Below are 19,650 nucleotides of genomic sequence, written 5' to 3' on the forward strand. Positions count from 1 at the left end.
AACGGATATGTACTCAAACCCGGCACGCTAAATCGACAACCCCTTGAAGTGCTCCTGCAAAAACTCCACACACGCCCGCAACTTCCCGGAGTAGGCCAGCCGCGTCGGGTACACCGCCCACACGTTGGCGCTCTGGGTGTAGTCGTGCAGCACCTGCACCAGTTTCCCTTGCTCCAGCAGCGGCTTCACATCCCACATCGAACGCAGCAAGACGCCGCGCCCGTCCAGGGCCCATTGCAAGACGATCTCGCCGTTATTCGACGACAACGGCCCGCGCACGCGCACGCTGTCCTGCACGCCATCGCGCTCCAGGTGCCAGATGCCAAACGCGTTGTCGCGCTCCTTGAGCACCAGGCAGTCGTGCTGTTCCAGGTCGCTCAAGTGCTGCGGCACACCACGGCGTTCGAGGTAGGCGGGCGCCGCACACAGCACCCGCCGGTTACTCACCAGCCGGCGACCGATGTGTTGCCCGGGGATGTCGTCGCCCACGCGAATCTCCAGGTCGAAACCCTCGCTGACGATATCCACCACCCGGTCGAACAGGTCCAGGCGAATCTCCAGGTCCGGGTATTGTTCGGCCAATAGCGACAAGGCCGGTGCCACATGGTTACGGCCGAACCCGAAGCTGCTGCACAAATGCAGGTGGCCGCGCGGGCTGTCGTGGGCGTCGGAAAGCTCGTCGGACAACTGCTGGAAGTCTTCGAGAATCCGCACGGCCCAGCGCTGCACGCGCTCACCGTCTTCGGTCAGGGCGATACGGCGGCTGGTGCGGTGCAGCAGGCGGGTGGCGAGGGTGGTTTCGAGAATCTGGATACGCTTGCTGACGTAGGCCGGGGACAAACCCAGCTCGTCGGCAGCCGCAGCAAAGCCGGCCTTGCGGATCACGGTCAGGAATACCCGCAGGTCTTCAGGTAGGGGCACGGTATCTTTCTTGTTGTTCATCAGAAACAGGCATGGCGGCATGAACCGCCAGAATAGCACCGGTATGGCGAGGGAGCTTCTGTGGTGAGGGCGCTTGCTGTGGCAAGGGAGCTTGCTCCCGCTGGAGTGCGTAGCGCTCCCAAAGATCTTGGGGCCGCTGCGCAGCCCAGCGGGAGCAAGCTCCCTCGCCACAGGGGATTGGTGTTTAAGGGTTACTCGGCGGCGATCTTCGCCTGGGCGGCGGCCCGTGCGTGGCGGCCGTGCTTGAGGGCGATGGGCGCCATTTTTTCGCGGTCCAGTTCACCTTCCCACGCAGCCACCACCAGCGCCGCCACGGCATTGCCGATGATGTTGGTCAGTGAGCGGCATTCGGCCATGAACCGGTCCACACCCAGGATCAGCACCATCGCCGCCACCGGTACCGTCGGCACCACCGCGAGGCTGGCGGCCAGCGCGACAAAACCTGCGCCCACCACCGCGCCGGCGCCTTTTGAGGTAAGCATCGCCACCGCCAGCAGGGTCAGTTGTTGCTCCAGCGTCAGGTCGATATTGGTCGCCTGGGCCAGGAACAGCACCGCCAGGGTCATATAGATGTTGGTGCCGTCCAGGTTGAAGGTGTAGCCGGTGGGCACCACGATCCCCACCACGCCTTTGGACGCGCCAAGGCTTTCAAGTTTCTGGATCAGTTGCGGCAGGGCCGATTCGGAGGAGCTGGTGCCCAGCACGATCAACAGTTCAGCCTTGATGTACGTCAGCAGCTTGAAGATGCTGAACCCCACATACCGGGCGATGCTGCCCAGCACCACGGCGACGAAGAAAAACGCGGTGACGTAGAACGTGCCCACCAGTTTCAACAGCGGCAGCAGCGAGCCCAGGCCGTATTTGCCGATGGTGAAGGCGATGGCCCCGAAGGCCCCGATCGGCGCGACGCGGCTGATCATCCCGACGATGCGGAAGAACACTTCGCTGGCTTGGTTGATCACGCCGACCAGGGGCCGGCCCTTCTCGCCGATCATCACCAGCCCGAGGCCAAACAGCACCGACACAAACAGTACCGGGAGGATTTCGCCTTTGGAGAAGGCGTCGAAGAAGGTAGTGGGGATCACATGCATCAGGAACCCGGTGACGCCTTCGCCGTGTTCGGCCTGGCCGACAAAACCGGCGATGGCGGAGGTGTCGAGGGTCTTCACGTCGATATTGAAACCCACGCCGGGGTGCAGCAGGTGCGCGGCGAGGATGCCGATTACCAGGGCGATGCTGGAGACAATCTCAAAGTACAGCAGCGCCTTGCCGCCGACGCGGCCCACCTGCTTCACGTCGTGCATGCTGGTGATGCCGGAGACCACGGTGCAGAAGATGATCGGGCCGATGATCATCTTGATCAGCTTGATAAACCCGTCGCCCAACGGCTTGAGGTCGATGCCCACCTGAGGCCAGTGGTTGCCGATCAACACGCCCAGCACAATGGCGATGATCACCTGCACATACAGGGTTCCCAGCAGTTTTCTGATTGTCATTTTTATTATCTCGAGACGTTTTTTGGGCAAGCAGATCCCGTCGCAGGCTGTTTCAAGCCTGCGGGGCGGGATCGGTCAGGTCAGCGGTTCATAAAGGCTCAGCGAAGGAAGGTCAGGACTTCGCCGAGCAGCACTTCAGGGATTTCTTCTGCGATGTAGTGGCCGGCCGGCAGGGCCTTGCCACGTACGTCGGTCGCGACTTTCTGCCATTCCTTGAGGGGTTCGAAGCAGCGCCCGACGGTGCCTTCGGCGCCCCACATCACCAGCAGCGGCAGCTCCAGGTGGTTGCCCTTGTCGATATCGGCGCGGTCGTGCTCAAGGTCGATGCCGGCGGCGGCGCGATAGTCCTCGCAGATCCCGGTGGCGGTGCCGGGCAGTTTCAGGCAACGCAGGTATTCGGCGAAGGCTTCATCGGTGAACGGCTTGAGCCCGGCACTGCGGCTGCCCATGACGCTGCGCAGGTAGAGTTCCGGGTTGCCTTCAATCAGGCTCTCGGGCAACGGCGCCGGGCGGATCAGGAAGAACCAGTGCCAGTAGGCGCGGGCGAAGGCTTCGTCGGTCTGGGCGTACATGGACAGGGTTGGTGCGATGTCCAGCAGCACCATGCGCTGCACGGCCTTGGGGTGGTCCAGAGCCAGGCGATGGGCGACGCGGGCGCCACGGTCGTGGGCCAGCACCGAGAACTTGTCGAAGCCCAGGGCCTTCATCAGCTCGACGCCGTCGCGGGCCATTTCGCGTTTTGAATAATTGGTGTGATGGTCAATGGCGGCGGGCTTGCTGCTGTCGCCATAACCGCGCAGGTCGGCGGCGACCACGGTGAAGTGTTCGGCCAGTTGCTCGGCGACCTTGTGCCAGATGACGTGGGTCTGCGGGTGCCCGTGCAGCAGGAGCAGGCCGGGACCTGTGCCGCCTTTGCGGTAGCAGATGTCCACGCCGTTGACGTGGCGCTGGTCTTTTTGGAATCCGGCGAACATGGAATGACTCCTTGTGATGATTGCCTGCATCCTGAAATCACACGGCGCCCGGGGCAAGGGGGAAAGCGTGGAGGGGTTGTTCATGAAGTGTGTTGAAGCCCGATCTTTCAGGCAGTGCAGGTCAACGGTGGGAGCTGGCTTGCCTGCGATGCAGGCAACTCGGTGTATCAGTCGCACCGAGGTGATGCCATCCCAGGCAAGCCAGTTCCTACCGTTGGGTTGCGTCGCCCAGGCGACTTCATCCTTGCTTGAACAACGCCTCGGCCCGCTGGCGAACTTGCGCCTCGGTCAAGTCCTCCTTGCGCGTGGCCAGGAACCACACATGCCCGAAGGGGTCTTTCAGCGTCCCGGAACGGTCACCGTAAAACTGATCCTTGGGTTCTGAAATCGCCGTGCCGCCGGCCTTGATGGCCTGGGCGAACTGTTGGTCGACATCTTGCACATAGAGATGCAGGCACACGCTGGGGTGTTCTTTTCCCGGACTGCCGAACGACATTTCGCCACAGGGCGAGGCCATCATGATCGCCGAATCGCCAATGCGCAGTTCGGCATGGCCGATCTTGCCGTCGGGCATGTCCAGGCGCATGACTTCGGTGGCACCAAAGGCTCGTTTGTAGAACTCGATGGCTTCAGCGGCTTTGTCGATGCCCAGGTACGGCGTGATGCTGTGGTAGCCCTCGGGAATGGGTTTAACGCTCATATCGTTCTCCTTGATGATGGTTGTGGAGGGACGGCTTTTTCACTATAGGCCACGTGCGCCGTGGCTTGCGGGCAGCCGACGAGGTGTTGCCCAGGCAACAGCAAACCGGCAGTTTGCTGCGCCAAGGGCGGTCTGCCGCGCGTATATCGGGAGCAAACCCTTGTGTTTGAAGGCCAGGCGCCTCAGGCACAGAAGCTGCAATGCCTCTGGCAAACCATTCGCCCGAGAGCGTTGTATGTCTGTACTGCCTGTATCTGCCGATTACCCGATTCACCCGCCCCACGCCGAGTTGATCCGCGACGAGGCCCACGCACTGGCCGTTGCCCGCCGAGTCGCTGCCGTGTTGCTGGAACAGGACGCCGAGCGCGATCGCACCCGCCAGGTGCCTGCGGAGGTCGTCGACCTGTATTCCAACAGCGGTCTGTGGGGCATCAGCGTGCCCCGCGAGTTTGGTGGTGCCCAGGTGTCATACGCGGTGTTGGCCCAGGTGATTGCGATTATCTCGGCGGCCGACCCTTCGCTGGGGCAAATCCCGCAGAACCATTACTGCCTGCTGGAAGATATCCGCCTGCAAGGCACGCCCGAGCAGCAGGCGTACTTTTTTGGCCTGGCGCTGGAAGGGCATCGGTTTGCCAATGCGCTGTCGGAAACCGGCGGCAAGAACGTCCAGGACATCCAGGCGACCATTCGCCGGCAAGGCGATGGCTATGTGATCAACGGTCGCAAGGGTTATTGCACCGGTTCGCTGTATGCCCACTGGCTGGCGGTGCTGGCGCTGGATGAACAGCAAAATGCGCAATTGGCGTTCGTGCCGCGCGGCACTGAAGGCCTGGTGGTGGTCGACGACTGGGACAGCATGGGCCAACGCACCACCTCCAGCGGCACGGTGCTGGCCGAAGGCTTGAAGGTGCCGGCGTTCAATCTGTTTCCTACCCATCGCTCCTACGATTCGCCGACCCTGGCCGGGCCTTTCGCCCAATTGACCACCGCCGCCATCGACGCCGGCATCGCCCGTGCCGCGTTGCGTGACACGGTGCAGTTCGTCCGGCAATTCGCCCGTCCGTGGATCGATGCCGGGGTGGAGAACGCCAGTGAAGACCCGCTGACTATCATCCAGGTCGGCGCGCTGGATATTCGCCTGGAAGCGGCGGAAGCCTTGTTGGAGCGGGCCGGCAAGGCCCTGGACGCCGCGCGCCCGGCACCTGATGAAGACAACGTTGCCCACGCCTCCCTGGCTGTCGCGCGAGCCAAGGTACTGACCACTGAAATCGCCATTGAAGCCAGCAACAAGCTCTTCGAACTCGGCGGCACCCGCTCCACCTTGAAGAAGCACAACTTCGACCGTCACTGGCGCAATGCGCGGGTGCATACCCTGCATGACCCGGTGCGCTGGAAGTATCACGTGGTGGGCAACTGGCTGCTCAACGGCGCCAAGCCACCGCGTCACGATTGGTCTTGACCCATGGCCGAGCTGTTTAAAAACATCTATTGGGCCGACATCGGCCAAGCCTGCCTGGAAACCCTGAGCATGCTCAGCGCGGCCCTGGGTTTTACCGTGCTGCTGGGGTTGCCGCTGGGGGTGCTGTTGTTCCTCACCGGCAAGCGCCAGTTGCACGAAACCCTGGTGGTGTATCGGGCGCTGTCGGTGGTGGTCAACGTGCTGCGCTCGCTGCCGTTCATCATCCTGCTGATTGTGCTGATCCCGGTGACTACCTTGCTGGTGGGCACCTCCCTGGGCGTGGCCGGCACCATTCCGCCGTTGGTGGTGGGCTGTACGCCGTTCTTTGCGCGGCTGGTGGAAACCACCTTGCGCGAAGTCGACCGTGGCGTGGTGGAGGCCACCCAATCCATGGGCGCCAGCACCTGGCAGGTGATCCGCCACACGCTGTTGCCGGAAGCCCGGGGCGGGCTGCTGGCAGCGGTCACTGTCACCGCGATTGTGCTGGTGGACTACACCGCCATGGCCGGGGTGATCGGTGGCGGTGGCCTGGGCGACCTGGCTATCCGCTACGGCTATCAGCGTTTCCAGACCGACGTGATGGTGGTCACCGTGTTGCTGCTGTTGGTGCTGGTGCAGGCCCTGCAGATGACCGGTGACCGTTTGGTGGCGCGTTACAGCCGCCGTTGATTCCTATAACTAATGCCTTCGGAGCAACCATGAAAAAATCCCTGGCCATCTTGGCCGCTGTCTTTTCCTTCAATGCCTTTGCCAACGAGACGCTGGTCGTCGGCGCCACGCCCGTGCCTCACGCCGAGATCCTCGAGTTCGTAAAGCCGGTGCTGGCCAAGGAAGGCGTGGACCTGCAAATCAAGGTCTTCACCGATTTCATCCAGCCCAACCAGCAACTGGCGCTGAAGAACATCGACGCCAACTACTACCAGTACCGGCCATTCCTGGATGACTACAACAAGACCCGGAATACCAACCTGGTGCCGGTGGTCGGTGTGCACATCGAGCCTTTCGGCGCGTACTCGACCAAGATCAAAAATATCTCGGAGTTGAAAGACGGCGCGACAGTGTCGATCCCCAACGACCCGGTCAACACTGGCCGCGCCTTGGTGCTGCTGGACGAAGCCGGCCTGATCAAGCTCAAGGACCCGAGCAACACCCTGGCCACGCCGCGAGATATCGTTGAAAACCCCAAGCACCTGAAAATTCGTGAACTGGAAGGTGCGTTGCTGGCCCGCTCGGTGAGCCAGGTGGACCTGGCGTTCGTGTTTGCCAACTACGCCCTGGAAGCGGGGATCGACACCAACAGCGCGTTGATCGTCGAGAAGGGCAAGAGCCTGTACGTGGAGTACCTGGTCGCGCGCCCGGACAACATCAATGACCCTGGCATCCAGAAACTGGCCAAGGCGTTGAACTCCGATGAAGTGCGCCAGTTCATCCTGACCCGCTATAAAGGCCAGATTGCCCCGGGATTCTAAGTCTGACGGCGATCAAAATGTGGGAGCGGGCTTGCTCGCGAAGGCGGTGGATCAGCCACTGCATCTGGCGACTGACACCCCGCTTTCGCGAGCAAGCCCGCTCCCACATTGATCGAGTTTTACCCCGCCATTATGTGGACGGCTCCAAGAGTTGTGCCCCAGGCCCGCGCTCACCCAGCACGTCGTCGTGATTGCGCAACGGGCACGCCTCCAGCGACAGGCACCCGCAGCCAATACAGCCGTTGAGTTTATCCCGCAGCAACATCAGTTTTTCGATGCGCTGGTCCAGGTCCTCACGCCATAGCGCAGACAGGCGCTCCCAATCGGCAGCGTTGGGCGTGCGGCCATCGGGCAAGGTTTGCAGCGCGTCATGGATCGTCGCCAGGGGAATGCCCAAACGCTGGGCAATCTTGATCACCACCACCCGGCGCAACACATCCCGCGGATAGCGCCGCTGGTTGCCGGCGTTGCGGTGGCTCTTGATCAATCCCTTGGTTTCATAAAAGTGCAGCGCGGTAACCGCCACGCCACTGCGGGCTGCCAGTTGGCCGACGGTGAGTTCTTTGGTGACCATGAAAAAGCCCTTGACCTTGACTTAACTAGAGGTTTTACCCTGCGTGGCATCGAATCGCAAGATTGTGCCTACAGTGAGAGGGGAATGTTCATGCAGGTATTAGAGAAGAGTCTGAGTTTTACCCAGATGGTCGAATTCCACATCGAGCCTCAGCAGCAATCGGCTTTGGTGGCGGCCCTGTCATCGCAAAGCGAGCGCCTGGCCCAGGGCCATGGTGGCTTCATCAATGCCAGCGTGCAGGTCAGTGATGATGGACGCCGGGTGCTCAGCTACCTGCAATGGCGCTCCCGCGAGGAGGGGGAAGCGGCCTTCAAGTGTTTTGAGCACGGTGAGGAAGATTTCTGGACGCTGATACGCGCCCACCAGGCCACGGCGGTGACCTTCGGTTCGTTCCAGGTGCTGCGCAGCATCGAGCGCAGCCATGACAACGCTCTGCACTGCCGCCTAAATTGACAGGTGCAGCATGCGCTCGCCCTGTACGTTTTCGCCGGGGCGTCGCTTGTTCACCGCCAGCTCGCCGATCTTGATCAAACGGGTACGGGTCACGTTGCGGCTCAGGCCCAGCAGGTTGGCGGTGTGCACCTGGTTGTAATGGCTGAAGCGGTAGGCGGCGCGCAGCAGCGCATCCTCGACCTTTTCATGCAGGGCCCCGGCCTGTTCCTCGAAGAGCTTTTGAAAGGCGCGTTCCAGCAGGGCTTCGGCGCTGTTGTCGGTGCCGTGCTGGCTGTCGTCCTGACGCTCGATGCGCATGTTCGACAGGCGCAGGTCGTCGCGCTCGATCACCCCGTTGCGGCAGATCAGCAGGGTGTGGTGGATCACGTTTTCCAGCTCGCGGATGTTGCCCGGCCAGCTGTAGCTTTTGAGCTTTTGCTCGGCCTCGCGGCTGATGGTGATCGGGCCGTAACCCAGGCGCTGGCTGTAGGCTTCGATGAAATGCCGGGTCAGTGGCAGGATGTCACCGGGCCGATCCCGCAGGGGGCTGAGTTCGAGGCTGACCACGTCTAGGCGGTAGTACAGGTCTTCGCGGAAATGCCCGGCATTGATGGCTTTCTCCAACTGAACGTTGGTGGCCGCCAATACCCGCACGTCGATGGGAATGCTTTTGCGTGAGCCCAGGCGCACCACTTCGCGTTCCTGCAGTACCCGTAGCAGCTTGACCTGGATCGCCATCGGCAAGTCACCGATTTCATCGAGGAACAAGGTGCCGCCGTCCGCCTCTTCGAACCAGCCGGCCTTGGCACTGAGGGCGCCGGTGAAGGCGCCTTTTTCATGGCCGAACAGCTCGGCTTCCACCAGGGATTCGGAAAACGCGCCGCAGTTCACGGCCACGAAGGGCCGGTTGCGCCGGGCGCTGAGGTTGTGGATATGGCGCGCCACCAGCTCTTTACCGGTGCCGGTTTCGCCGATGATCAACACGCTGGCTTCGCTGGGCGCGACTTGCTGGATGTGCGCCAGCAGCGCCTGGGATTTGGGGTCTTCGAAGACCTGGGCCGTGGCGCGGATCGAGGTCGCAAGAGCGGGCGAGGGCGGTAAGGTTAAAAGCTGCATGGGCACCTCTTCTAGGAGTAGAACGTGGGAATCGGCAGGGACTGGTTCAACGCCCAGTCCCCCAGTTCGTGGAGCTTGTAGTCCACCGGGTCGTGCAAGGTTTGCGTGCGCAGGTTGCGCCAGTGCCGGTCCAGGCGCAGCGAGGCGTGGGTGGAGCGCGCGCCGGTGACTTCGAACAGGCGGCTGCACAGCTCCAGGCCGTTGCGGGTGGCAGCGACCTTGGCCGTGGCGATGGCGATGGCCAGCTCGCCGCGCTCGCTTTCACTGAGGCTCGGGCCCTTGGCCCAGGCCTGGTCCAGCAGTTCGGCGGCGCGTTCTACCAGCAGGCGCACGCCTTCCAGCGCGACCCAGAATTCGCCGTAGTGGTTGAGCACGTACGGGTCCTGGCGAATGTCCTGCACCGTGGATTTATGCCAGGGCCGGGTTTCGGTCAGGGTGTAATTCCGGGCTTCGGCAAACGCGCCTTCGGCGATGCCGAGGAACATGTGGGTGAAGGTCAGTTGAGCGATCAGCGGGCGCAGGCAGGCGAAGGGCGTACTCAGCGGGCCGGGATCGAGGAGCAATTCCGACTCTTCCACGCGTACCCGTTCGAAGCTGGCGCTGCCGCTGTCAGTCTGACGCTGGCCGATGTTGTTCCAGTCATTGTGCAGGGTGATGCCACTGCGCCCGCTGGGGATGGCCGCGATCAGCAGCTTGCCGCCGGCGCTTTCATCCACCGCCGAGGCGATCAGCATTTCCGAGTCGCTGGCACCGGAGCAAAAGCTCTTCTTGCCGGAGAATTCGCGCCAGCCGTTGTAGGCTTTGACCACAGTGCGCGTGTCCAGCGGGTTGAGGGCGTTGCCCCAGAACCAGTTCTTGCGCGCGGTTTGTTCGAACCAGGGTTGCCATTGCTCCGGGCGTGAGAACAGTCGCACGGTGGCGAGCATCAGGTGATGAAAACCGAAGACGTGGGCGATAGAGCTGTCGACCTTGGCGAATTCGCGCACGATCTCCAGGGTTTCGCTCCAGCGGGCGCCGAGGCCGCCGTACTGGGTGGGAATGCTCAGGGCCAGCAAGCCGCTTTGGCGCAGGGCGTCACGTTCGGTCTTCGGTGTGCCGCCGCGCTCGTCGCGTTCGACGGCAGTGAGGGCAAATTCGGCGGCCAGCAGTTTGGCGGTCTGCAAGGGTGAGGGCAGGACGCTGTTGGGTTTGGCTGTCACGCGGTATTCCTCATGGTGTGCCGGGGCGTGCCCCGGCAGACGGCAGGTCAGGCCTTGGCTTTTGCCGGCAGGACGTCGTTGGCAATCATTTCGCCGAACGGTCCGGTGAGGTTGGTGACGCCGCGCCCGGCCAGGCTGGCGTAGGGTTCCGGCAGCAGCGGGAACACCAGTTCGGCAAAGCGATACGCCTCTTCCAGGTGCGGGTAGCCGGAGAAGATGAAGCTTTCGATGCCCAGGTCTGCGTATTCCTTGATGCGCTCGGCGACTTGCTGAGGGTTGCCCACCAGGGCCGTGCCCGCGCCGCCACGTACCAGGCCGACGCCGGCCCACAGGTTGGGGGCGATCTCAAGGTTGTCGCGGCGCCCGTCGTGCAGGGCGGCCATGCGCCGCTGGCCTTCGGAGTCAAAGCGCGAGAAGGATTTTTGCGCGGCGGCGATGGTCTCGTCGCTGATGTGCTCGATCAGTTTGGCCGCGGCTTTCCAGGCGTCTTCTTCGGTTTCGCGCACGATCACATGCAGGCGAATCCCGAATTTGACGGTGCGCCCGTGGCGGGCGGCGCGCTCACGCACGTCGGCGAGTTTCTCGGCGACGGCGGCCGGTGGTTCGCCCCAGGTCAGGTACACGTCGACTTGTTCGGCGGCGAGGTCGTGGGCAGCGTCCGAGGAACCGCCGAAGTACAGCGGTGGATATGGCTTCTGCACCGGTGGGTAAAGTGCCTTGGCGTTCTGCACGCGCAGGTGTTTGCCTTCGAAATCCACCGATTCGCCTTGCAGCACGCGGCGCCAGATCTTGAGGAATTCGTCGGTCACTTCGTAGCGTTCGCTGTGATCGAGGAAGCTGCCGTCGCCGCGGTTTTCGTCGGGGTCGCCGCCGGTCACCACGTTGATCAACAGGCGGCCACCGGACAGGCGGTCGAGGGTGGCGGCCATGCGGGCCGAGACGGTTGGCGAGATGATCCCCGGACGAATCGCCACCAGGTAACGCAGGCGTTCGGTCAACGGCACCAGCGCCGAGGCAATCACCCAGGAGTCTTCGCAGGAGCGGCCGGTGGGGATCAGCACGCCGTGGTAGCCGAGGTTGTCGGCGGCCTGGGCGACTTGTTTCAAATAGTTGAGGGTGACCGGGCGAGCGCCCTGGGTGGTGCCCAGGTAGTGGCCGTCACCGTGTGTAGGCAGAAACCAGAAAACATCCATGACAAATCCTTAAGCGATTTTCAGCAGAGAGGTGGGATGCGCGGCAAACAACGGCGCGGCGCGTTCTGCAGCAAGGCGAATGCGGGCCTTCAAGGGCTCACTGGTTATGTGGTAATCGGTGAAATCGGCCTCGGTGGCGTACACGCCAATGGGCAAGGTCAGGGCCTGGAAGAAACTGAACAGCGGGCGCAACTGGTGATCGAGTACCAGGGCGTGGCGTTCGCTGCCGCCGGTGGCCGCCAGCAACACCGGGGTGTTGATCAGGGCGTTGAGGTCGACCAGGTCGAACAGGTGCTTGAGCAGGCCGGGGTAGGAGCCGCGATACACCGGCGCGGCAACGATCAGCAGGTCGGCCTGTTCGATGGCCTGCAGTTGCGCTTCGACGTCGGCGGGCAATTCCTGGCGCGACAGTGCGCCGCCCAGCGGCCGGGCAATGTCGCCCAGTTCGATCAGGGTGGCCTGGATCGGCAATTGATCGGCCAGTTCGGCCAGCACCGCCTGGGTCAACACCAGGGTGCGGGACGGACGCCAGGTTCCGCCGGAGAGGGCAACGACATTCAGTGGACGGGTCATCAACAGTTCCTTTTTCAACAGTGGCTCAGGGCAAGAGCAGTAGCAGGGCTTGAGCAAGAGCTGTACCAAGCTGTGCAGCCCTTGACTGGCGTGGCCTCTGTGCCAGGTGTTGGAAAATGGTGGTGTTGTCTGCCTGGTGTTTTGTTGAATGACTGTTGCCTGGGCAACAGTTGCCAGGCGAACAGTGGCGTGAGTGTTGAGGCCATTTATAGAGGGTTGTGTTTATTCCGTAAATGAACGTATTTCCATATTTATAGACCTACATGGAATATAAGGCGCGACTATCAGAAGTGTCGCAAAGGTTGATAGCGACTATCACGGCGGATGATTTTTCACCGTGCAGGTGCGGGAGTAGCCTGTACTCATTGACTTGCAGGACCTTCGCCATGAACCGTTTTCTCGCCATTTCCGTATTGCTTGTCACCTCAGTCCTTGCCGGTTGTGCGACACATTCGTCGCCCGAACTGCGTGGCTACTCGGCCGAGGAGAGCAAGGAACTGGCGCTTGAAGCCCTGAGCCGTCGAGGCCTGTCATTTGATGAATACCAACAGAAGAAAGCCGAACTGACCGGCCAGCCACAGAACACCTTCGGTTTCGATCGTCAGGGCGAGATGAATGCCGAGCGCAGCATGACGCTGCACGGTCGCCCCAGTTGAGTCAGTGGCGAGGTCTGAAAAGCCCGAGGTTTCCCACAGGAACCTCGGGCTTTTTGTTTGCCATCCGTTTCCCTGAGCCTGTTAAGCTGAATTTCAGGAGCGTTCCTACGCACTTTTAAATAAAGTGGTCTTTCTTTAACGGCACGGGATCAGGTAAACCATCTTCCTTCCTGATTGCGGCCCCTGAGACGTTGTTCTCGGGAACCTGCTCTGCGAGTCTTTAACGTCATGAATAAACGTCCGCTGTATTTCGACTACGCCGCCACCACGCCGGTGGATGAGCGGGTCATCCAGGTGATGGTTGAGTGTCTGGGCTTCAATGCCAACTTCGGCAACCCTGCGTCCAGTTCCCACGCGTTCGGCCAACAGGCCCGGCAAACGGTTGAGCAGGCACGGGGCCAGGTGGCTGAGTTGGTCGGCGCCGAGCCGGCACAGATTGTCTGGACCTCCGGTGCCACCGAGTCCAACAACCTCGCCATCAAGGGCGTTGCCCAGGCGCGCGGCGTGGCCGGTGGGCACATCATCACCAGCCAGATTGAACACAAGGCCACGCTCGACACCGCTCGCCAGTTGCAGGAAGCCGGGGTTGCCGTGACGTACCTGGTGCCGGACGCCGAGGGTTTGATCAGTGTCGAGGCGGTGAGCGAAGCATTGCGTGAGGACACCTTCCTGGTGTCGCTGATGCTGGTGAACAACGAGCTGGGCACTCTTAACGATATCCGGGCGATTGGCGCACGCGTGCGCGAGCATGGCGCGCTGTTTCACGTGGATGCGGCGCAGGGCGCAGGCAAGGTCGAGATTGACCTGGCCGAATGGCCAGTGGACCTCATGTCATTTTCCGCACACAAACTCTATGGTCCCAAGGGTATCGGCGCGTTGTACGTCGGCCCACGTGCGCAGCAGAAAGTGCTGGCGCAGATTCACGGCGGTGGCCATGAAGGTGGTTTGCGTTCGGGCACCCTGGCAACTCACCAGATTGCCGGCATGGGTACCGCGTTTGCCCTGGCGGCAGCGTCCTTTGCTGAAGAAAAGGCGACCATCGTTGCCTTGCGCGAGCGCCTGCTGGAACAGCTGAATACAATTGCCGGGGTGCGCCTCAATGGCAGCCTTACCCAACGCATTCCCCACACCCTGAGCCTGACGTTCAGCGAAGGCGAGTTCAATTCCGCCGCGTTGAGCGCGGGCATTGCCTTCTCGGCCACTTCGGCCTGCAATTCGGCGAGCAATGCACCGTCCCATGTGCTTCTGGCGCTGGGCCATGATGCCCGCAGCGCAGGTCGCACCATTCGCTTGAGCCTCGGGCGGTTTACCACCGAGCAGGATGTCGATCAGGCGGTACAGCTGATCAAGGCGGCACTGGCCAGCGCACCGGCGTTCTGGGCCGTTTGACCCCATAACAATTATTAGTGGTTAGCAGGAGACACGATGAGCACACAGCCTTTGACCCATGGAACGGTTCCCCAGCGCCTGGCGCACACCCGCGAACTGATGAGCCGCGAGGGCATTCATGCCCTGTTGGTGCCGTCGGCGGACCCGCACTTGTCCGAATACCTGCCGGGTTACTGGCAGGGCCGTCAGTGGTTGTCGGGTTTCCATGGGTCGGTGGGCACGCTGATTGTTACTGCGGATTTTGCCGGTGTATGGGCAGACAGCCGCTATTGGGAACAGGCGACCAAGGAGCTCAAGGGCAGTGGCATCGAGTTGGTCAAGCTGCAACCCGGCCAGCCCGGGCCGCTGGAATGGCTCGCGGAGCAAACGCCGGAAGGCGGCGTGGTGGCCGTTGATGGTGCGGTCATGGCCGTGGCCTCGGCGCGCACCCTGGGCAGCAAGCTGGAGGCACGTGGTGCACGCTTGCGCACGGATATCGACTTGTTGAATGAAGTCTGGCAAGACCGTCCAACCTTGCCGAACCAACCGATCTATCAACATCTGCCACCCCAGGCCACCGTCAGTCGTGGCGAGAAGCTCGCAGCCCTGCGTGCCAGCTTGACGGAAAAGGGGGCCGACTGGCATTTCATCGCGACCCTGGATGACATTGCCTGGCTCTTTAACCTGCGGGGTGGCGACGTTTCGTTCAACCCGGTGTTTGTCTCGTTTGCCTTGATCGGCCAGCAGCAGGCGACGCTGTTTGTGGCCCTGAGCAAAGTCGACGCCGAGCTTCGCGCGGTGCTGGAACAGGATGGCGTGACCCTGCGCGATTACAGCGAAGTCGCAGCGGCGTTGAAGGACATTCCTTCGGGCGCGAGTGTGCAGGTCGACCCGGCCCGGGTGACCGCCGGCTTGCTGGAAAACCTGGGCAGTGGCGTCACGCTGATCGAGGGGCTTAACCCGACCACCTTGGCCAAATCGCGCAAGAGCCTGGCGGACGCCGAGCACATTCGCCAGGCCATGGAGCAGGACGGCGCGGCCCTGTGTGAATTCTTCGCCTGGCTCGACAGCGCGTTGGGCCGTGAGCGCATCACCGAACTGACCATTGATGAGCACCTGACGGCAGCGCGTACCCGTCGTCCGGGTTATGTGTCGCTGAGCTTCAATACGATTGCCGCATTCAACGCCAATGGCGCGATGCCGCACTATCACGCGACCGAAGAAGAACACGCGCTGATCGAGGGCGATGGCTTGCTGCTGATCGACTCGGGTGGCCAATACCTGGGCGGCACGACCGATATCACGCGGATGGTGCCTATCGGGACGCCAAGCGAAGAGCAGAAGCGCGACTGCACGCGGGTGCTGAAGGGGGTGATCGCGTTGTCCCGTGCACATTTCCCCAAGGGCATTCTCTCGCCGCTGCTGGACTCGATTGCCCGTGCGCCGATCTGGGCCGAGGGTGTGGACTACGGCCACGGTACCGGTCATGGCGTCGGCTATTTCCTCAATGTGCATGAAGGCCCGCAGGTGATCGCGTACCAAGCCGTCGCGGCGCCGCAAACGGCAATGCAGGCAGGCATGATTACCTCCATCGAGCCCGGCACTTACCGGCCGGGCCGCTGGGGTGTGCGCATCGAGAACCTGGTGTTGAACCGTGAAGCGGGCAAGACCGAGTTTGGCGAGTTCCTCAAGTTCGAGACACTGACACTGTGCCCGATCGACACCCGTTGCCTGGAGCCGTCGTTGCTGACGGTGGAGGAGCGCCAGTGGTTCAACGATTACCACGCACACGTCCGTGAGCGCCTGAGCCCGCTGCTCAGCGGTGCAGCGCTGGAGTGGTTGCAGGTGCGCACGGCTGCGATCTAGCCCAGCGCTTCGCGCACAAAGTCCAGGCGATCCTGGCCAAAGAACAACTGGTCGCCGACGAACATACTGGGGGCACCGAATACGCCACGCTGAATCGCGTGTTCGGTGTTGTCCTTGAGGGTTGTCTTGACTTCGTCATCGTTGGTCAGCGCCAGGACTGCTTCAGGATCAAAGCCGTGTTCGGTCAGCACTGCGGCTACCACAGACAGGTCTCCCAAGTGTCGGCCCTCGACCCAGAGTGCGTGGAACAGGCAGTCGATGAAGTCGAGAAAGCGTTCGGGCTGGCGCATTTGGACGCCGGTGACCGCACGCATCAGCATTAATGTGTTGATGGGAAAGTGCGGATTGAACTTGAGCGGAACGTGGTAGCGCTGGGCGTAGCGTGCCAGGTCCTGGAACATGTAGCGACCTTTGGCGGGAACGGTGGCCGGTGACGCATTGCCGGTGGCCTTGAACACCCCGCCCAGCAGCATTGGCTTGTAAATCAGCTGGGTGCCGGTTGCAGCGCACAGGCCTGGAAGTTGGGTATAGGCCAGATAGGTGGCAGGGCTGCCGAGGTCGAAGAAAAATTCTACTGTTTTACTCATGCTGGATACTCGCAGTTTATTGTTATGGGGCGCGCTTACCAGGGTTCATTCCAGGGGCGCAGGTCCAGCTCGAAGGTCCAGGCGTCCCGGGGCTGGCTGTGCAGGTACCAATAGTTATCGGCGATGTGGTCCGGATTGAGAATGCCGTCCTGATCCTTGAGGGCGTATTTTTGCGGGAAGTTGTCGCGGATGAAGTCGGTGTCGATGGCGCCATCCACGACGACGTGGGCGACGTGGATATTCCGTGGGCCCAGTTCGCGAGCCATGCTTTGCGCCAGTGCACGGATCCCGTGTTTGGCTCCAGCGAACGCGGCAAAGCCGGCGGCGCCACGCAACCCGGCCGTGGCACCGGTAAACAGGATGGTGCCGCGGTTACGGGTGACCATGCGCTTGGCCACTTCCCGCGCGTTGAGGAAGCCTGAGAAACAGGCCATCTCCCAAATCTTGAAGTACTTGCGGGCGGTTTCTTCCAGGATGCTGCACGGCACATTGGCGCCGATGTTGAACACGAAGGCTTCGATGGGGCCCTGCTCGGTTTCAATCCGCTCGATCAGCGCGATAACGTCTTCTTCCTTGCGGGCATCGCAGGCAAAGCCATGCGCCTCGCCACCTGCTGCGTGGATGCTATCCACCAAGGGTTGCAGTTTATCGGCGCTGCGCCGGGTGACGCAGGCGACGTAACCCTCACGGGCGAAACGCTTGGCGATGGCACCACCTGTGGCATCGCCGGCACCCACTACCAGTACGATTTTCTTGTTGTTCGTCATGGGAGATCCTTTAGTAAACGATCGTTTGCCAAACGAACGTTATGCTACGATCCAGCAGGCGTCAAGCTGACAGCACAGTGGAGGAAGCGATGCGATATTCGGCTAGTCACAAGCAGCAAACCAGGGAAAAGCTTCTGGACAGCAGTGCGGCACTGGCGAAGAAAGAGGGTTTTGCCAGTGTCGGGGTGGATGGCTTGATGAAGGCCATTGGCTTGAGTGGCGGTGCGTTTTATAGCCACTTCGCTTCGAAGGATGAATTGTTCCGTTCGATTGTCGAGCGTGAATTGAGCCACAGCCTTGAGCGATTGAATGGCGACGGGGTGCAAAGCCGTGAGCGGCTGGATCGCTGTTTGAAGTTCTACCTGAGCATGGCCCATGTGGAGCAATCCGAAGCCGGATGTGCGTTGCCGAGCCTGGGGGCGGAGATTGCGCGATCTGATGTGGCCGTTCGTCAACAGGCGCAGGACTGGATTTGCCGATTGCAGGTGGGGTGGGCAGCAACACTGGGCAGCGAGGCCCTGGCGTGGTCGATTCTGTCGCAATGCATCGGCGCCCTGGTGGTGGCGCGGATGATGGTCGACCCGCAGGTGCAGGCACAGGTCCTGTCATCGAACTACGAGGTGCTCAGCCAGCAGCTGTCGAGGCTGTGAGGTCATCGACAGTTACTTGCAGATGACAATCATGCTTCGGCTTGTGTAGCCGGCGGGGTTAAGACCGAACGGGTAGTCGCCTGGGTCTTCGGCGTTGTCCCCCGACTTGGCGATGACTTTATAGCCTTTGGCGCCACACGAATTAGCTGCACTGGCGTAGCACTGGTCCCAGGAAGAGGACAGGCCTGAGCAGTTGATATGCAGGCCCTTCTTTCCCCGTTTTACTTCGGTCTTGGTGGTCGCGGCACAACCTGCGATTGCCACAATCATGAACAGCATCAAAATTCGCTTCATTACTATCCTTAATAGCCGCCTCGCTTAAGTGCACGAAGCTGGCTTTGCTCGCTCTCGAGTGTAGCGTTCATGATGTCCTTATCGAAAATCTCCATGAATGACACTGGGTTACGACCTAAACATGGCCTAATTGAGCGGCAAATGCCATAGCTACGTCAAATCCTGAATCAATCGGCTGGAACGAGTGGTTTTGATTCGTTACGCATGGTCAGGGTTGCACCCACCGAGGCCAGGATAATGCAGGTGATGGCCAGCCATTGCGCCAGGGACAAGTGCTCTTGAAGGAAAAACAGCCCGGACAGGGCGCCGAACGCGGGTTCGATACTCATCAGGGTTCCGAACGTGCGGGCTGGCAGGCGAGTCAGGGCGACCATCTCCAGGGTGTAGGGCAGGGCGGTGGATAAAACCGCGACACCAATGGCGATCGGGATCAGCGAGGGTGTGAGGAGTGCGGCGCCCGCGTGGACGATACCTATCGGTGCAACAAACAACGCTGCAATCATTACGCCGAGGGCCGCAGTCTGAACGCCATTGTCGGCGCCGGCCTTTTGGCCAAACAGAATGTAGAGTGCCCAGCACGCACCTGCGCCGAGTGCATAGGCGGCGCCTGTGAGGTCAATGCCGCTGCTGGCTTCGCCCACTGGGATCAATAGCAGAAGTCCGACAATCGCCAAGGCTATCCAGAGAAAGTCTACGGCGCGTCGCGAAGCGTAGATGGCTACTGCCAGTGGGCCGGTGAATTCGAGGGCTACTGCAATTCCCAGCGGAACGGTGCGCAGCGACATATAGAAGAGGAAGTTCATTCCCCCCAGCGCCATCCCGTAGACGATCACCGTCTGCAACGACTTGGCTGTCAGCTTGGCGCGCCATGGGCGTAAAAGGAGCAGCATGATCACACTGGCGAAAATCAGGCGCAGGGTGGTGGTGCCCTGGGCGCCCACGATGGGGAACATGCTTTTGGCGAGTGAGGCGCCTGATTGAATAGAGGCCATGGCAATGAGTAGCAGGCCGACCGGAAACAGTGTCGAAGCCAGGCTACGCGGGGAAGTGGTCATTGAGGGTATTCGTCCGAGGTCGTATTGAAAGAAACCGAGTGGCTATGATGCTTAACTGTTGAGCGTTGGGCAATATATTGCTCAATTAGTTAAGGGTTCCTTCCTATATAGACGAATTCCGTGATTGTGGGGATGGATTGATAGAAAAGCTGAATTAAGGGTTGACGGCAGATTCTGGAAGTCTATAATTCGCCCCACTTCCGGCGCAGTCGAAACGGAAAACTCCTTGGTAAACAAAGAGTTATGTAGGTTTCGACAGCGAGCTGCTTCAGATCATCGA

At 61.3% G+C, this 19,650-nt stretch carries 21 protein-coding genes; 8 read left to right on the top strand and 13 right to left on the bottom strand.

The features are described 5' to 3' along the window. Positions 1-27 precede the first annotated feature (27 nt). From HX869_RS26300 to HX869_RS26315, 4 genes are all read right to left on the bottom strand, one after another. Positions 28-942, bottom strand: a complete 915-nt coding sequence (locus HX869_RS26300) for a LysR substrate-binding domain-containing protein (protein WP_173883068.1) — start codon at positions 940-942, stop codon at positions 28-30. A 191-nt stretch (positions 943-1,133) separates the two neighbouring features. Next, positions 1,134-2,438, bottom strand: coding sequence for a C4-dicarboxylate transporter DctA (gene dctA / locus HX869_RS26305; RefSeq protein WP_003207293.1), 1,305 nt, complete (start codon positions 2,436-2,438; stop codon positions 1,134-1,136). Between the two features lie 98 nt (positions 2,439-2,536). Beyond that, the gene (locus HX869_RS26310) at positions 2,537-3,412 is read right to left on the bottom strand and encodes an alpha/beta fold hydrolase (protein WP_178903888.1); all 876 of its coding nucleotides are present in this window, start codon (positions 3,410-3,412) and stop codon (positions 2,537-2,539) included. A gap of 238 nt (positions 3,413-3,650) precedes the next feature. Continuing rightward, positions 3,651-4,112: a VOC family protein gene (locus HX869_RS26315; protein ID WP_003210114.1), complete on the bottom strand. Its 462-nt coding sequence runs from the start codon at positions 4,110-4,112 to the stop codon at positions 3,651-3,653. Positions 4,113-4,347: 235 nt separating this feature from the next. On the opposite strand from HX869_RS26315, the gene HX869_RS26320 reads away from it, so the two are divergent. From HX869_RS26320 to HX869_RS26330, 3 genes are read left to right on the top strand one after another with little or no spacing between them, the layout of a single operon-like run. Next, complete coding sequence (locus HX869_RS26320; protein WP_178903889.1) at positions 4,348-5,571, top strand: SfnB family sulfur acquisition oxidoreductase; 1,224 nt, start codon at positions 4,348-4,350, stop codon at positions 5,569-5,571. Positions 5,572-5,574: 3 nt separating this feature from the next. Next, positions 5,575-6,240, top strand: a complete 666-nt coding sequence (locus HX869_RS26325; protein WP_178903890.1) for a methionine ABC transporter permease — start codon at positions 5,575-5,577, stop codon at positions 6,238-6,240. 29 nt (positions 6,241-6,269) lie between these two features. Continuing rightward, positions 6,270-7,040: a MetQ/NlpA family ABC transporter substrate-binding protein gene (locus HX869_RS26330; RefSeq protein ID WP_087695270.1), complete on the top strand. Its 771-nt coding sequence runs from the start codon at positions 6,270-6,272 to the stop codon at positions 7,038-7,040. A 130-nt stretch (positions 7,041-7,170) separates the two neighbouring features. On the opposite strand, the gene soxR is transcribed toward HX869_RS26330, so the two are convergent. After that, positions 7,171-7,614 carry a redox-sensitive transcriptional activator SoxR gene (gene soxR / locus HX869_RS26335; protein ID WP_008430848.1) on the bottom strand — a complete coding sequence of 148 codons (444 nt, stop codon included), beginning with the start codon at positions 7,612-7,614 and terminating at the stop codon, positions 7,171-7,173. Between the two features lie 90 nt (positions 7,615-7,704). Between soxR and HX869_RS26340 the strand changes: the two genes are divergently transcribed. Continuing rightward, on the top strand, positions 7,705-8,067 hold the full coding sequence (locus tag HX869_RS26340) for an antibiotic biosynthesis monooxygenase (RefSeq protein WP_032898632.1): 363 nt from the start codon (positions 7,705-7,707) through the stop codon (positions 8,065-8,067). Here HX869_RS26340 and HX869_RS26345 read toward each other — a convergent pair. Genes HX869_RS26345 through msuE form a run of 4 tightly spaced genes read right to left on the bottom strand, consistent with a single transcriptional unit; the run spans position 8,059 to position 12,127 of the window. Then, entirely contained in the window at positions 8,059-9,162 is a 1,104-nt protein-coding gene (locus HX869_RS26345; protein WP_003210127.1) for a sigma-54-dependent Fis family transcriptional regulator, read from the bottom strand. The genes HX869_RS26340 and HX869_RS26345 overlap by 9 nt on opposite strands. 11 nt (positions 9,163-9,173) lie before the next feature. Further along, complete coding sequence (locus HX869_RS26350; protein ID WP_003210129.1) at positions 9,174-10,361, bottom strand: acyl-CoA dehydrogenase family protein; 1,188 nt, start codon at positions 10,359-10,361, stop codon at positions 9,174-9,176. A 47-nt stretch (positions 10,362-10,408) separates the two neighbouring features. Next, positions 10,409-11,554, bottom strand: a complete 1,146-nt coding sequence (gene ssuD, locus HX869_RS26355; RefSeq protein ID WP_177020570.1) for an FMNH2-dependent alkanesulfonate monooxygenase — start codon at positions 11,552-11,554, stop codon at positions 10,409-10,411. A gap of 9 nt (positions 11,555-11,563) precedes the next feature. Beyond that, a complete protein-coding gene (msuE, locus tag HX869_RS26360; protein ID WP_003210131.1) occupies positions 11,564-12,127 on the bottom strand; it encodes an FMN reductase in 564 nt (187 codons plus the stop codon). Positions 12,128-12,513: 386 nt separating this feature from the next. On the opposite strand from msuE, the gene HX869_RS26365 reads away from it, so the two are divergent. The 3 genes from HX869_RS26365 (at position 12,514) to HX869_RS26375 (ending at position 16,017) form a co-directional block, all read left to right on the top strand. Continuing rightward, a complete protein-coding gene (locus tag HX869_RS26365; RefSeq protein ID WP_177020568.1) occupies positions 12,514-12,783 on the top strand; it encodes a hypothetical protein in 270 nt (89 codons plus the stop codon). 228 nt (positions 12,784-13,011) lie between these two features. Then, positions 13,012-14,172 (top strand): cysteine desulfurase family protein, encoded by a 1,161-nt coding sequence (locus HX869_RS26370; protein ID WP_178903891.1) that lies wholly within the window; start codon positions 13,012-13,014, stop codon positions 14,170-14,172. A 36-nt stretch (positions 14,173-14,208) separates the two neighbouring features. After that, positions 14,209-16,017: an aminopeptidase P family protein gene (locus HX869_RS26375; protein ID WP_178903892.1), complete on the top strand. Its 1,809-nt coding sequence runs from the start codon at positions 14,209-14,211 to the stop codon at positions 16,015-16,017. Here HX869_RS26375 and HX869_RS26380 read toward each other — a convergent pair. Both HX869_RS26380 and HX869_RS26385 read right to left on the bottom strand, forming a co-directional pair. Next, positions 16,014-16,604 carry a 2-hydroxychromene-2-carboxylate isomerase gene (locus HX869_RS26380; RefSeq protein WP_102369598.1) on the bottom strand — a complete coding sequence of 197 codons (591 nt, stop codon included), beginning with the start codon at positions 16,602-16,604 and terminating at the stop codon, positions 16,014-16,016. The genes HX869_RS26375 and HX869_RS26380 overlap by 4 nt on opposite strands. Before the next feature lie 35 nt (positions 16,605-16,639). Beyond that, positions 16,640-17,371 carry an SDR family oxidoreductase gene (locus HX869_RS26385; RefSeq protein WP_102369597.1) on the bottom strand — a complete coding sequence of 244 codons (732 nt, stop codon included), beginning with the start codon at positions 17,369-17,371 and terminating at the stop codon, positions 16,640-16,642. An 89-nt stretch (positions 17,372-17,460) separates the two neighbouring features. On the opposite strand from HX869_RS26385, the gene HX869_RS26390 reads away from it, so the two are divergent. After that, positions 17,461-18,021: a TetR/AcrR family transcriptional regulator gene (locus tag HX869_RS26390; protein ID WP_178903893.1), complete on the top strand. Its 561-nt coding sequence runs from the start codon at positions 17,461-17,463 to the stop codon at positions 18,019-18,021. A 12-nt stretch (positions 18,022-18,033) separates the two neighbouring features. On the opposite strand, the gene HX869_RS26395 is transcribed toward HX869_RS26390, so the two are convergent. Together HX869_RS26395 and rhtA are read right to left on the bottom strand one after the other, a co-directional pair. Further along, positions 18,034-18,315, bottom strand: coding sequence for a hypothetical protein (locus HX869_RS26395; protein ID WP_003210144.1), 282 nt, complete (start codon positions 18,313-18,315; stop codon positions 18,034-18,036). Positions 18,316-18,482: 167 nt separating this feature from the next. Beyond that, positions 18,483-19,370 carry a threonine/homoserine exporter RhtA gene (gene rhtA, locus HX869_RS26400; protein ID WP_003210146.1) on the bottom strand — a complete coding sequence of 296 codons (888 nt, stop codon included), beginning with the start codon at positions 19,368-19,370 and terminating at the stop codon, positions 18,483-18,485. Positions 19,371-19,650: the final 280 nt, after the last annotated feature.

It is taken from the genome of Pseudomonas sp. P7779, assembly GCF_013386315.1.
Lineage (GTDB): Bacteria > Pseudomonadota > Gammaproteobacteria > Pseudomonadales > Pseudomonadaceae > Aquipseudomonas.